Here is a 14,112-nt window from a genome sequence, read left to right as displayed (position 1 = left end):
TCGACAGAACATCCGGAGAGAAGCATGCACGACATCGTCATTCGCGGCGGGACGGTAGTGGACGGAACTGGCGAGGCCGGGCGCACCGCCGATATCGCCATCGCGGGCGACACGATCGTCGAAGTCGGCAGGGTTTCCGCACCCGGCAGGCGCGAGATCGACGCCGACGGACTTCTCGTCACGCCCGGCTGGGTCGATATCCACACCCATTACGACGGACAGGCGACCTGGGACGCGTTCCTCGATCCCTCGTGGTCGTCGGGCGTGACCACCGCGATGATGGGCAACTGCGGCGTGGGCTTCGCACCCGTCAGGCCCGGTTCGCACGATCGCCTGATCGAGCTGATGGACGGCGTCGAGGAAATCCCCGGATCGGCCCTGCACGAAGGGCTGGCGTGGAACTGGCAGTCCTTCCCCGAATACCTCGACGTCATCGATTCGATGCCGCGCACGTTCGACGTTGCCGCGCTGCTGCCGCACGGCCCGTTGCGCGTCTACGTGCTCGGCGACGCGGTCGACGGCGACGTCCCGCCCACGCCCGGGCAGATCGCCGAAATGGCACGCTATGTGGACGAGGCGATGCGGGCCGGCGCGTTCGGCCTGTCGAGCACGCGCACACCCGTCCATCGCACGGCGAGCGGCGGGATGACGCCCGACTACGGCGCCGATGCCGACGAGCTGCTCGCACTCTCCCGCGTGGTGGCGGCGCACGGCGGCTACATGGAATTCGCGCCCGACGGCGTGGTCGGAGAGGACGTCGAGGCGATCAAGAGCGAGATGAAGCTCTACGACCGGCTGGTGCGCGAAACCGGCGTCGACGTGCAGATGCTGGTGCTGCGCCCCGGCCTCAACCCCGAGTACTGGCGCGAGCAGCTGGCCTGGATCGAGGGGATCAACGAGGGCGGCAGGAGCCGCGCCTTCGCGCAGGTCTCGGGCCGCTCGATCGGCTCGCTGCTCTCGTTCTTCGGGACCCATCCGTTCATGGAGCGGCCCACCTTCAGGCGGCTGAAGGCGGCGTTGGAGCGCGAGGCGCTGCTCGCCGAACTCGCCCGGCCCGAGGTCAAGGCGACGATCCTGGCCGAGAGCGATCCGGAGGGCACCTTCGGGCATTTCCTCAACCAGCACTGGGGCCGCTGCTACGACATCGGCGAGGAGGGCGACTACGAGCCGGACGAGAGCCGCAACATGGTCACGCTCGCCGGCAGGCTCGGCACCACGCCGCAATCGGCGACCTACGACGTGATGCTGGAGAACAGCCGCCACCCGACGCTGCTGCTGGCGATCAACAACTACGACCACACCGGGCTTGAGAACTTCAAGGAGCTGATGCTGCGCCCCGGCTCGATCCTCGGCGCATCGGACGCGGGCGCGCACGTCATGACGATCTGCGACGGCTCGCTCAACACCTTCATGCTCACCCACTGGGCGCGGGACCGCACGCGGGGCGAGACGCTGCCGGTGGAGCGGGTGGTCAACATGATGACGCAGCGCACCGCGTTTGCCGCCGGTATCCACGACCGCGGCGTGCTTCGCCCCGGCCTGCGCGCCGACGTCAACCTCATCGACTTCGACAACCTGCGCCTCTCCAGCCCCGAGGTGGTGGACGACCTGCCCGACAACGCCAGCCGCCTCCTGCAGCAGGTGACCGGCTACCGCGCCACGATCGTCGGCGGCACGGTGACGCGGGAGGACGACGCGGGGACCGGCGCGCTGCCGGGAAGGCTGCTGCGCAAGAACCGGACGAACGAGGCGAGGCCGGGGGCGCGCGCGGCCTAGGGCTGTCCTACAGGCGCTCGTCCGGGGCATAATCGCTGGGTCCCTTCCCCCGAGGAGCCGCACCGATGACCGACCAGTCCCGCCTGCCCGTCCCCGTCCCCGCCGACGCCATCTCCGCCGAGGCCATCCCCTCCGAGGCCGACCCGCCGGAAAAGCGGCGGCGCGGCACGCTGCCCGATTTCGATCCCGTCCCGCGCCAGACCTCTCGCCACGACGGCTGGACGGCCGAGCGCCAGCGCGCCTTCATCGCGGCGCTGGCCGACACCGGCAGCGTCAAGGCCGCGGCGCACGCGGTGGGCAAGGCGGCGGAGGGCGCGTACCTCCTGCGCCGCCACCCTCAGGGCCGGGGCTTCCGCAAGGCGTGGGAGGCCGCGCTCGCCATCGGCGTCCAGCGGCTCGAGGACGTGGCGATGGAGCGCGCGCTCAACGGCGTGGAAGTGCCGGTCTACCATTTCGGCGCGGTCGTCGGCACGCGCCGCGTCTACAACGACAGGCTGCTGATGTTCATGCTGCGCAACCGCGCGCCCAGGCGCTTCGCCGCCGACTCGCTCCACAACGCCGACGCCGCCACGCGCAGCCACCTTGCCCGGCTGAAACGCGAATGGCGGCGCGAGTGGGAGGAGGAACAGGCCGCCCGCGACGAGGCCGAGTACGAGGAAGTCTTCGCCTCGATCGACGCCAAGCTAGACCGGATGCGCCAGCGCCACCTCGAAGCCCAGGCCGCCGAGCGAGAACAGGATGACGACAATCCCGAGCAGGATCAACCATGAGGCACCCCGGTCGGCGCCCAGCCGACCGCAAGGGCGACCGCCCGCCCGAAGCGCACGCGGAGGAAAGCCAAGCGAGCCGGATGGCTCGCGCCCGGCGCCTGAGGGCCCAAAACAAAAAAACCGACCGCAAGGGCGAACGCCCGCCCGGACCCCGGACCTGATCCGGGGGAAGGGAGCCAAGCGGGCCGGATGGACCGCGCCCGGCGCCTGAGGGTCAAATCAAAAAGCAACCGCCCGCACCGCCACAACCGTCATCCCCGCGAAGGCGGGGATCCACGGCAACCCGGCACACCCCGGAAGTGGATTCCCGCCTTCGCGGGAATGACAAGGGGGACCGGCAAGACCCGAACATCGAGGAGACCGAGAATGACCATCCGCCCCCTGCCCGACTTCCTGAAAGCGGGCGACCGCGACCTCGGCATGCCCCGCCGCAAGGGCCTTGCCCATATCATCGGAACCGCCATCGAGCAGGAGCCGCCCCCGGCGCTCGACAGCCTCGACCAGCCCAGCGCCGACCGCGCCATCGTCCGGGACTGGCTCCGCCATGTAGCGGCGGGGAGGATTGGAAAATCGTAGGATGCAGAAGCCAAAAAATCAGAATCCGTGGTGATCGCGGTGCCACGCCAGAAATGAGCAGTGCGGTTGATCGGACTCTCTCTGAGGCGCGATCAGTTTTCTCGTGGGGTTGATGATCGCTTCCACGCCCCCGCGATCGTTGACTTTTCGGTGGATAAGGATGTCCCTGCTTTCGCTTACGCCAATCAGACCCCGGTCGAACATCCAGTGGGCGGTTCCAGACAGCGCAAGGCCGTTGCGGATTGAATCCGGTCCGCCGTGTTCGACCGGGCGAATATGCGCGGCTTCTGCTTCAAGGCGTCCCCCGCCGTTGATCAATTTCCAACCTGTAACCGCACAGCGTCCGTCATAAGCACTCAGAACGGCACGACGGAACGCGCGGTCACGAAATGGGCGGTTGACGAGCGACTGTACGATAGGACGCTCCACTTCGAAAGGAACCTGACGCTCATGAACCCGCTCGACCGGTTCAATCTCGCCGACGCGCGGCAGTGTATTGTCTTCGGGGAGCCCCAGCGCGATAATGCGTGCGAAATCGGAATTGGAGAGCGGACGGATCGACCACTGTGAGTTGTAGCAATCTCGCTCAACTGGCTGACCGTTGAGTACTCGCGGTACCGTCGGCAAAAACGGTAGAAATGTTCCGACTTCAATTAACGCTCGAAAGCGACCACTAACATCTGGATCAGGAACAATTTTCGCGACTTTGGCCACTGCGAAGAACCCTTTGGAATTTCGCTCTTTCGCTGGCTCCAGATAAACGATCCACTGGTTAACCAAGGGACGAACACGTGGAAGATGATATTCTTTGAATTGATAATGCACTTCGGGGATATCGTCGTAGATCGAGCCATCCTTGTGCATGAAAACGCCGAAGGTCACGACTGTGATCCTGCTTTACAGAAGTGATTACTAGTCATTAGGAACTTTAAAACTCCTAGCCTTCCCGCTCCATGAATTGCTCCACTGACAGACACTCTACGCCGAAGTGAGCGCAGATATTTGGTATCTTCGCGCCATTGGGCTTAAATCGCTCCATTGTGACGACTGCGCGGTTGTCAGTCCCGGCTTTGGCGATAATAAAGGGGTCGGCGTTCCTCCCACCATTGAGCAATTTCCTCTGCTCAATGTTTTGCTGAAAATGCGGGACGGAGTAAATGAGGCCGACATAAGTGCCCTCGGCGGCACCCGGCGTATGGAAAAAGCCATCCTGATCATTCACCCAATCCCGTAACGCGTCGGCCGGACCATCATTGCATTCATGCTTACACTCACGCGTTGAAACGATTCTCTTGTCCGCAACCAGGCCATCAAAACGGTCCCACAGACTTGGAAATCTGCTCCGATAATAGTTCTCAAAAAGTTTGATCAACGGCGAGGTGTCGAACACATACATCAGGCGGTCCCCCTGCTGTAGTATTCTTCTAATGTGCCGACATACCGCGGCTTGGTGTTGAGAAATTCGGCTAGTTGCGTCTCGTCGATACGGTTGCGATGATACTGGCTCAACGCAAGGGCAACATACTCACGCCCGAGGTAAGCAAGCGTGTTCCAATACTGGTTACCACCCGGAGTACGCGAGACATTGCGCTGGTCGTTCCATCGCTGGACTGCTGCGTCGTAATCTCGCTCGGTCACGCTGCCTTGATCGAGTAGGCGACGAAAGATCACTTCGCGGCTGACATTGAAGCGGGCCGCGAGCGCTTCCGCCGTAGCTTCGCTGGCGTCACGCCCTGTCATCGCTTGGTTAAAGGCGTTCTCAGGGACTAAAAACTGACCGGCGAAGCTATTGCACGCGATCTCAATCTGGCGGGCGTCGCCGACCAAGCGCGCGATGTAACCATCTCGCGCAGTGTCGATGCCGCTGGTGTGAAATATTAGGTGTGCAAGCTCGTGGAAATACGTGAATATCTGTCGCGTCTTAGTGACGCTGTTGTTCACATATATGATGGGGAATTCCTCGTCGAAAAGACAGAACCCAGAGAAGTTCTCTAGGCGGAAAGCGTCTTTAAAAACAAATACGCCCGCTTCGAGTAGTGCAGTGCGCCAAGCCTTGAGAGCATCATCAGTGGTGCGCCAACTCATTTGGTCGTCTAACGTTACGCCAAGGTAGTCGCGCACGACCGCCGCCATCTCAGCGATGTCGACGTTCGCTGGGAACGTTAAGTCGTTCGTAATCAGCCGTTCTGCAGGGTTTCGACCGTCTGTCAGGTCTGCAAGATTGAGCTGCATTGCCTTCGCTTTGCGGAGGAGCATACGAAGACGGCTGGGTAGTTCGTTGAGGGCCTCCTCGGGCAACGTTCGGAAAGTCTCATTGATAGACGGAACTTCGGGTGGCTCCGGGAAGAAGAACACCGCGATTGGTACCTTGAACGCGTCGGATAGCTGTTCGAGCTGGGGATAGGTTGGCGAAGCAGTGCCCGCCTCCCAGTCGACCCACCGCCGAAACTTCTGCGCAGCTTCCTCAACGCTTTGGCCCGCACGTTCGCGCGCCCAAGCCAGCAAGGCGGGATTAACGGGTAGCTGCTCAGACATAGACTGGTTCTGTATAACGAACCTTGCTCAATTACCTACTTCCAGAGCGAAAAAGTTGTTTGGATCTCCAGTTTGCAAAGAGCAGAAACTGAAGAAGCCTCACTCCTCCCCCATCCTCAACGCCGCAATGAACGCCTCCTGCGGAATGCTGACGTTGCCATACTCCCTCATCCGGGCCTTGCCCTTCTTCTGCTTTTCCAGAAGTTTCTTCTTGCGGGTGATGTCGCCGCCATAGCACTTGGCGGTGACGTCCTTGCGCAGGGCGGCGATGGTTTCGCGGGCGATGACCTTGCCGCCGATCGCGGCCTGCACCGGGATCTTGAACAGGTGGCGGGGGATGAGGTCCTTGAGGCGCTCGCACATGCCGCGGCCGCGCTCTTCGGCAACCGAGCGGTGGACGATGAGGCTGAGCGCGTCGACCGGTTCTGCGTTGACGAGGATGTTCATCTTGACGAGATCGCCCTCACGCAGGCCGATCTGCTCATAATCGAAGCTGGCGTAGCCGCGGCTGATCGATTTCAGCCGGTCGTAGAAATCGAAGACGACCTCGTTCAGCGGCAGCTCGTAGGTCACCTGCGCGCGGCCGCCGACGTAGGTCAGCTCGCGCTGGATGCCGCGCCGGTCCTGGCAGAGCTTCAGGATCGCGCCGAGGTATTCGTCGGGCGTGTAGATCGTCGCCTTGATCCACGGCTCCTCGATCCACTCGATCCGGTTGGGATCGGGATAGTCGGCCGGGTTGTGCAGCTCGATCGTCTTCGCTTCCTCGTTCTTCGTGTGGCCGAGCTGGATGCGGTAGACGACAGACGGCGCGGTGGTGATGAGGTCGAGATCGTATTCGCGGCTGAGGCGTTCCTGGATGATCTCGAGGTGGAGGAGGCCGAGGAACCCGCAGCGAAAGCCGAAGCCCAGCGCCGCGCTCGTCTCCATCTCGTAGCTGAAACTGGCATCGTTGAGGCGCAGCTTGCCGATCGAATCGCGCAGCTTCTCGAAATCCGAGGCATCGACCGGGAACAGGCCGCAGAAGACCACGGGCTGCACTTCCTTGTAGCCCGGCAGCGCCTTGTCCGCGCCGCCCTTTACCGTGGTGATCGTGTCGCCGACCTTGGCCTGCTCGACCTCCTTGATCTGCGCGGTGATGAAGCCGATCTCGCCCGGACCGAGTTCGGAAAGGTCGGTGCGCTTGGGCGCGAAGCAGCCGACGCGGTCGATCAGGTGCTCGGTTCCGCCCTGCATGAAGCGGACCTGCAGGCCCTTTTTGATGACGCCGTCCATCACGCGCACGAGGATGACGACGCCGAGGTAGGGGTCGTACCAGGAATCGACGAGCATCGCCTTGAGCGGAGCGTCGCGCTCGCCCGAGGGGGGCGGGATGCGGGCGACGACCGCCTCGAGCACGTCCTCTATGCCGATGCCGGACTTGGCGCTGGTGAGGACGGCCTGCGACGCGTCGATGCCGATGATGTCCTCGATCTCGGCCCGGACCTTGTCGGGCTCGGCGGCGGGGAGGTCGATCTTGTTGATGACGGGCACGATCTCGTGGTCGTGCTCGATCGACTGGTAGACGTTGGCAAGCGTCTGCGCCTCCACCCCCTGCGCGGCATCGACGACGAGCAGCGCCCCCTCGCACGCGGCGAGGCTGCGGCTGACCTCGTACGCGAAATCGACGTGGCCGGGCGTGTCCATGAGGTTTAGCTCGTAGGTCTCGCCATCGGAGGCGCTGTAGGAAAGGCGCACCGTCTGGGCCTTGATGGTGATGCCGCGTTCGCGCTCAATGTCCATGTTATCAAGGACTTGCTCGCTCATCTCGCGCTCGGTCAGGCCGCCGGTGAGCTGGATCAGCCGGTCCGCAAGCGTCGACTTGCCGTGGTCGATATGGGCGATGATGCTGAAATTGCGTATGTTCTTGAGGTCGGTCATCTACTGCAGCTTGTCGGAAGGAAAGGAGCGCACCGGGCGCTGTCCCCTGCCCTTTAGCTACACATTGCAAGCCTGTCAGCCATCACCTCGCTTCGCCGGCTTGTGCAGGGTGGAGCCGACTTCCGCGAACTTCGGAGAGCCGAGGCCGCGCTGGCCCTCGCCGGAAAGGCCCGCGGATGCCAGCGCTTCCTTCGACAGGCGGTTGCGGGTGACGAGGCCCCCGGCGCCGTCATCAACGAGGGGAAGCTCGAACTCGAGCCCCTGCATCGATCCCGCCGAGCGGCGGACGCTTGCAACAGCCACCTCGCCCTCTCCGAAGTCGACGACGAATTCGGTGCCGACGGGCACGTCGAGCAACCCCTCGATCAGACACCCGGTGCGCGACAGGTTGCGCATGGTGACGACGTAGCGATAGTCCTCGTGGATGACGCCCGCCTTGCGCAACACGGTCCGGCGCTCTTCGCGGTAGCGCGCCGGCCCGGACGGCTCGATCGTCCACACGCCGCTCGCAAGGGCATCGAGGACATCGGCCGACGGCATGGGATCCGAATAGATCGGCCCCTGAATGCTATCGACATTGCGCTCCTTCAGGAGGTCGAGTTCATCATGCGCCGCCACCCCCTCGGCGATCGTGGTCAGCCCCAACGCCCTGGCGAGGTCGGTCATCGCCTTGATGACCGGAACCGTCCGGCTCTCTTCCTCGCAGCAACTGCGAATGAAGCTGTCGTCGATTTTCAGTTCGTCGAAGGGTAGTTCGCACAGATTCCGGAACGAGGAAAAGCCGGTCCCGAAATCCTCGAGGATCAGGCGAACGCCCAGCAGCTTCAGGGCATTGAAGTGGTCCTTCGCAAGGGCACCGGCGTCGACGACGGCAGCTTCTGCGAGCTTCAGCTGCAATCTTTCAGGGGCGAGTTCGGCATTGGTGAGCGCCTGCGCGACAACGGAAGGAAATTCCTTTTCGGCGAACATGTTGGAACAGACCCGCACGGTGACCTTTACCAGCCCCGGCCAAAGTACGGCATCCGCGCACGCCTGTCGTAGCGACCAGGCTGTCAGGTTCTTCTCGAGGCCGGTCTTCGCGGCCAGTGATCGGAAGAGCTCGCGCGGAACGATCCCGAATTCCCGGTGCTTCCAGACGAGGTCCGTTTCGAGAGCGATCACGCGGTTGGACGCCACTTCGATGACCGGTTCGTAAACCAATTCCATCTCATCGTCGTCAAGTGCGCGCCGAAGGTCGACTTCGAGTTGCCTCCTTCGCTGGTTTTCCTCTTTCAGGTCGCTCGTGTAGAAGCGGTAGCGGCCACGCCCTCCCGCCTTGGCGGCGTAAAGCGCGATATCGGCGTTCTCCGTTATTTCCTCGACAGTCGATCCGTCATGCGGCGCAACCGTGATCCCGACCGACGCGCCGATCAGGCACCGCCCCCCGCCTATGGAAAACGGTTGCGAGACGATCGCGATCATTTTCCGCGCAAGCTCCGCAAGTTCCCCGCGATCTTCCAGGCTCGGAAGGACGGCCTGGAATTCGTCTCCGCCAAGACGACCGAGCTGGCCGCAATCCTCGAAGAGCGGGCGCAGGCGGTCGGCGACCTGCCGAAGCAATTCGTCGCCTGCCGGGTGCCCCAGCGTGTCGTTGACCTGCTTGAAGCGATCGAGGTCCATCATGATCACCGCGCAAGACCGCATCGCCTGCGAAACGGGCCCGATGGCCCGCGCAAGCGTTTCCTCGAGGGTCCTGCGATTGGGCAGGCCGGTCAGCGGGTCGCTCATGGCGAGGCGCGAGGTTTCCCGCTCGGACTTGCAACGTTCGGTGATATCGGCACCGTTCCCGAGGTAGCCGGCGAAATTGCCATCCTCATCGAATTGCGGGCGACCCGATATTGTCCAGTAATGCGTTCCCTCGCAGTCGCTCGGTTGCACGAGAACGTCGCTGAAAGTCTTGTGACCATTCAGGATGAGGGGAAGCGTGCGTTCGCTTTCCTTGTTGTCCAGTTCGAAGAGCTCGGTCAGTGGCCGACCGAGCAAGCGTTTGCGATCGGTGTCCAGCGCTTCGACGACGCATTCGGAGATGTATTCGAGCTTGCCGTCCCTGTCGGTTGCCCAGAACCAGGACAGGCCAGCCTTCTCGAAATCGCGCAGCAGCAAGGTGGCGAGACCCGCTTCGTCCTCCGAAACGGACGCGCGGGACGCAGGCGGCGTTGCGTGACCTTTGCCCCAAAGGCCGCGCACCCTCGCCATTCCCTTGTTGCCGCCCGGAATCAACGCTTCTACCCATCGCCATGTGTTACAATGTGAACGCAGTAACCGAATGAGGTTTACGGTTAACTAAGGGTTAGCCGGAATTTCGGTTTTCGGTGCGATCAGCCGGCCTTGCGCATGACAGGTGCCTCTTCCCTGCCCACCACCCGCGTCCGGGAAGCGAACGAGACGGCACCGGTCGTGTCGAGTTCCAGCGGAGTCCTGAATTCGAGCCCGAGCCGGTCGTCCTTGCACCAGCGCGTCACGGCCTCGGCCTGGTATCCCTTGGACAGATGAACGTTGAAAACGGTCCCGACGGGCACGTTCCACAGGCCCTCGACCATTGCCCCGCTTTCGGAAATGTTGCGGATCGTGCCGTTGTAGCGCTGACCGCGATGCTCGAGCAGGACCTTGCGAAGCATCGTCTGACGCGGTGCTCGCGCCGACTTCGGACCGCGAGCTTCGGCAACGAGCCCTTCGGAAAGGCGCTCGGTCGCCTTTTCGCCGCTCATCGGGCGCTCGTAGATATAGCCCTGGACATGGCTGCAACCGAGCGCACGAACCAGTTCCAGCTCGTCGAAGGTTTCCACGCCTTCGGCAGTGGTCTCCATGTCGAGAGACTCGGCGAGGCTGACTATGGATGCGATGATCGCCCCGTTCCGGCTCCCCTTGATCGTTGCCCCGCGCACGAAGCCCTGATCGATCTTGATCTTGTCGAATGGCGCCTTCTTGAGATAGCCGAGCGACGAATAGCCGGTGCCGAAATCGTCGAGCGCGAGCCTGACGCCGACGCGCTTCAGCGCCGCGAACATCGCCTCAGTCGAATGGTTGTCGTCGAGGAAGACGCTTTCGGTGATCTCAAGTTCGAGCCGGTCGGGGTTCACCTGCGAGGCGGCAAGCGCGTTCGTCACTACCGACGGCAGGGCCGGATTGGCGAATTGCAGCGGCGATACGTTCACCGCGACCCGGACACTCTCGGGCCAGCGGGCAAGATCGCTGCAGGCAGTCCGTAAGGCCCATTCGCCGATCTGCGTTATCAGTCCCGCGTCTTCCGCAATCGGGACGAACTTGGCCGGAGATAGCGGTCCGAGGCGGGGGTGGTTCCACCTGAGCAGCGCCTCGAAACCGGTAATCACTTCGGTCCTGGTCTTGACCACCGGCTGGTAGTGCAATTCGAGGCCACCGGTTGCGAGCGCATCCTGAAGGTCCTGTTCGAGCTGGCGTCGTTCCTCCGCCTCGCTGTGCAAGTCCTCGGCATAGAAGTGGTGACGCCCCCTTCCCCCGTCCTTGGCTGCGTAGAGCGCCAGGTCGGCATTGCGGATGAGGTCTTCGGAGGTCGTTCCGTTTTCAGGGCACAAAGCGATGCCGAGCGACGCTCCGATGCTTACCCGGTGCCCCTCGATCGAATAGGGATGCGAAAGGCTCTCGATGATGCGCGTGGCAATGTGCGACAGATGGTCGTGCGCGATCTTGCCCGGCAAGATGACCTTGAACTCGTCACCTCCGAGCCTGCCGACCCTTCCCTCTTCGCCGACCGTGGTCTGGAGGCGCTGGGAAACCTGCTTGAGCAGAGCGTCGCCTGCGGGGTGACCCAGCGTATCGTTGACTTGCTTGAAGCGATCTAGGTCGAGCAGGAATATCGCGCAGGAACGCTGCTCCAGCCTTGGTGCATTGAGGATCTTGGCGAGCATTTCGGACATCTGGAACCGGTTCGCAAGGCCGGTAAGCGAATCGTAGTGCGCAAGGCGCGATGCATGTTCCTGCGAGCGCCGCTTTTCGGTCAGGTCCGAACCCGAACCGCGGAAGCCGAGAAAGTTCTTGTATTCGTCGTGCACCGGGCGTCCGGTGATCGACCACCAGCGCTCTTCCGTGTCGGTGGCAGCCCGTACGGCCAGGTCCTGGAACGACGAACGCGTCGACAAGTGGAACGTCAGGGTCCGTTCGCTCTCGTTCTCATTGGCCTCGAGGATGAACAGGTCGGTCAGCGGCCGACCCAGCAGCGACGACGCCTTGCGGCCGAGGGTGCGGCATACGGTCGGGGACACATAGGTTATCGAGCCCCGGCGGTCTGTCTCCCAGAACCAGCCCTGCCCCGTGGTCTCGTACTCGCGAAGCAGTTCCTCGGCGCGGCGCTGGGCATGCAAGAGTTCGGACTGCCGCGCAGCATCGGCGATCGCATTGCGGGTCTGGATGACGGAGAACCACATGGTGGCAGCAAAGCCAGACAGGAGCAGCAGCGAGGTAACGATGTTCCCGCCGAAGAACGATGCTCCCAGCCACAGCGACAACTGGGCGGACAGGATCGAGGGAAGCCTGCCGTTCAGTGCCGCGGTTACGCAAAGTCCGACCAGGACGAGGATGGCTACCGACAGGTCCCATTCCAGCGATGGCAATCGGTACGTCCAGCGCGCGACCGCAAACCCGTAAAGCGCCATCGGGAGCCCCACGGCTCCCGCAAGGACGGGAAAGCGTTCCCACGAGTCGCTGTCGAAGCGCTTCTCGAGTGCGACGAACCATCTTGCCGACGACACGATGCCGATCGCCAGTGCCGCGATGCAGAGCGAAAGGATGCTGGGAAGGCTCCACGAGATGCTCCCCGCCAGCACCAGCAAGGCCGCCATTGCGACCGCAACCCATGACCAGAGCGGGTCGAGCAGGTAGTGCTTTTCCGCCTGGACGCCGCCCTTGCCGGGCCGCGCTTTTCTCATTGCAGCGGACGCATTCGGAGGTCGCACGTGATCATCACGGCGTGCGGGCACCGTGCCCGCGTCCCGGTTTTCGCTGCGCGTCATGCGCTCCAGATGCAACAGCGGCGCTTGCGAAACGGTTAAGCATGCCGATTTACGAGGCTCCCGAACGAGATCGATCCACGTGCAATGCCAACCGGTTGCTTGCCGCCGCGCGTCGTCTAGGCTTAACCCTACGCTCCGGAACGCTTGATCGGCGTCCGCAATGGCAATCGAGAGAGGAAGCGCGTGAGGCAAATCGCAATCATCGGTTCGGGTCCCGCCGGCTACTACACCGCAGAGGCGGCGCTCAAGCAGTGGGGTGAGGACGTTCATGTCGATATCTTCGATTGCCTGCCCGTCCCCTATGGCCTGATCCGCACCGGCGTGGCGCCCGATCACCAGTCGATCAAGAACGTGTCGCGCCGTTACGAGGCGACCGCGCTTTCCGACAACGTGCGGTTCCTCGGCAACGTGCTGGTCGGCGAACATGTCTCCGTCGCCGAACTGACCGGCCTTTACGACGCGGTCGTCCTTGCCACCGGCGCGCCGCACGACCGCAAGCTGGGCCTCGAGGGTGAGGACCTTGCAAACGTGTACGGCAGCGCGGCGTTCGTCGGCTGGTACAACGGCCACCCGAATTTCGCGACGCTCGATCCGGACCTCTCGCACGACACCGCGGTGATCGTCGGCAACGGCAACGTCGCGCTCGACGTGGCGCGTATCCTTGCCAAGACCCGCGAGGAGTTCGCCGGGTCCGACATCGTGACGCATGCACTTGAGGTGCTCGACACCTCGAAGCTGGAGCGCATCGTGATCCTCGGCCGGCGCGGCCCCCACCAGATCGCCATGACACCCAAGGAACTGGGTGAACTCGGCAAACTCGACCGCGCCACTCCCGTGGTGGAGGCCGCCGACCTGCCGCCCGAAGCGGAGGACGACGCCCTCGATCCCGGACAGCGAAAGTCGGTGAACCACCTTCGCACCTACGCCGGGCTGCCGGACGATGAACGCGCCGGAAAGCCGCTCAGGATCGAATTCGACTTCTTCGCATCGCCCCGGGCGATCGAGGGCGACGACCGCATATCGGGCGTGGTCGTCGAGCGCACGAGGCTGGAGAACGGGCGCGCGGTCGGCACCGGCGAGACCTACACGATCCCGGCGGGCCTGCTCGTCGCGTGTATCGGATACCAGACCTCGCCCATCGAGGGGGTGCCCTACGACGAAGCCGGCGGACGCTTCGCCAACGAGGAAGGCCGCATCGGCGGCGGGCTCTACTGCGTCGGGTGGGCGCGGCGCGGCCCATCGGGTACGATCGGCACCAACCGGCCCGACGGGTTCTCGGTAATCGAGATGATCGCCGGCGACATCGGCGAAGGCGGCGGCAAGCGCGGGGCCGACGGGTTCGACGCCCTGGCAAGCGAGCGCGACCTTTCAGTCGTCGAATTCCATGACTGGAAGAGGATCGAGGAAGCCGAAACGGGCCGCGCGCGCGAGGATTCCCCGCGTGAGAAGTTCGTCCATGTCGATCACATGATCGCGGCGGCGAAGAAGGGCTGAGGCCCCTTCGCCCGTCC

The 14,112-nt window shown here is 63.4% G+C and carries 10 protein-coding genes; 4 read left to right on the top strand and 6 right to left on the bottom strand.

Going from position 1 to position 14,112, the window contains the following annotated elements; genetic code table 11:
• The first annotated feature begins 24 nt into the window (after positions 1-24).
• The 3 genes from FHS75_RS00960 (at position 25) to FHS75_RS00950 (ending at position 3,122) form a co-directional block, all read left to right on the top strand.
• A complete protein-coding gene (locus tag FHS75_RS00960; RefSeq protein ID WP_179405853.1) occupies positions 25-1,776 on the top strand; it encodes an N-acyl-D-amino-acid deacylase family protein in 1,752 nt (583 codons plus the stop codon).
• Positions 1,777-1,841: 65 nt separating this feature from the next.
• Entirely contained in the window at positions 1,842-2,546 is a 705-nt protein-coding gene (locus FHS75_RS00955) for a hypothetical protein (RefSeq protein WP_179405852.1), read from the top strand.
• Between the two features lie 366 nt (positions 2,547-2,912).
• A complete protein-coding gene (locus tag FHS75_RS00950) occupies positions 2,913-3,122 on the top strand; it encodes a hypothetical protein (protein WP_179405851.1) in 210 nt (69 codons plus the stop codon).
• A gap of 18 nt (positions 3,123-3,140) precedes the next feature.
• On the opposite strand, the gene FHS75_RS00945 is transcribed toward FHS75_RS00950, so the two are convergent.
• The 6 genes from FHS75_RS00945 to FHS75_RS00920 form a co-directional block, all read right to left on the bottom strand.
• Entirely contained in the window at positions 3,141-4,004 is an 864-nt protein-coding gene (locus FHS75_RS00945) for an HNH endonuclease (RefSeq protein WP_179405850.1), read from the bottom strand.
• 55 nt (positions 4,005-4,059) lie between these two features.
• The gene (locus FHS75_RS00940; protein ID WP_179405849.1) at positions 4,060-4,518 is read right to left on the bottom strand and encodes a PIN domain-containing protein; all 459 of its coding nucleotides are present in this window, start codon (positions 4,516-4,518) and stop codon (positions 4,060-4,062) included.
• Positions 4,518-5,657 carry a helix-turn-helix domain-containing protein gene (locus tag FHS75_RS00935; protein WP_179405848.1) on the bottom strand — a complete coding sequence of 380 codons (1,140 nt, stop codon included), beginning with the start codon at positions 5,655-5,657 and terminating at the stop codon, positions 4,518-4,520. Before FHS75_RS00935 ends, FHS75_RS00940 begins: the two co-directional genes overlap by 1 nt.
• Before the next feature lie 99 nt (positions 5,658-5,756).
• The gene (gene lepA, locus FHS75_RS00930) at positions 5,757-7,574 is read right to left on the bottom strand and encodes a translation elongation factor 4 (protein WP_179405847.1); all 1,818 of its coding nucleotides are present in this window, start codon (positions 7,572-7,574) and stop codon (positions 5,757-5,759) included.
• Between the two features lie 75 nt (positions 7,575-7,649).
• Positions 7,650-9,800, bottom strand: coding sequence for an EAL domain-containing protein (locus FHS75_RS00925; RefSeq protein ID WP_179405846.1), 2,151 nt, complete (start codon positions 9,798-9,800; stop codon positions 7,650-7,652).
• 131 nt (positions 9,801-9,931) lie between these two features.
• Entirely contained in the window at positions 9,932-12,517 is a 2,586-nt protein-coding gene (locus tag FHS75_RS00920; RefSeq protein ID WP_179405845.1) for an EAL domain-containing protein, read from the bottom strand.
• A 267-nt stretch (positions 12,518-12,784) separates the two neighbouring features.
• On the opposite strand from FHS75_RS00920, the gene FHS75_RS00915 reads away from it, so the two are divergent.
• Positions 12,785-14,095, top strand: a complete 1,311-nt coding sequence (locus tag FHS75_RS00915; RefSeq protein WP_179405844.1) for an FAD-dependent oxidoreductase — start codon at positions 12,785-12,787, stop codon at positions 14,093-14,095.
• Positions 14,096-14,112 lie beyond the last annotated feature (17 nt).

Source organism: Novosphingobium marinum (assembly GCF_013408095.1).
In the GTDB taxonomy this organism is placed as follows: Bacteria; Pseudomonadota; Alphaproteobacteria; order Sphingomonadales; family Sphingomonadaceae; genus Novosphingobium; species Novosphingobium marinum.
The sequence above is the reverse complement of the archived record's forward strand: the minus strand, read 5'-3'. Positions and strand labels throughout refer to the sequence as shown.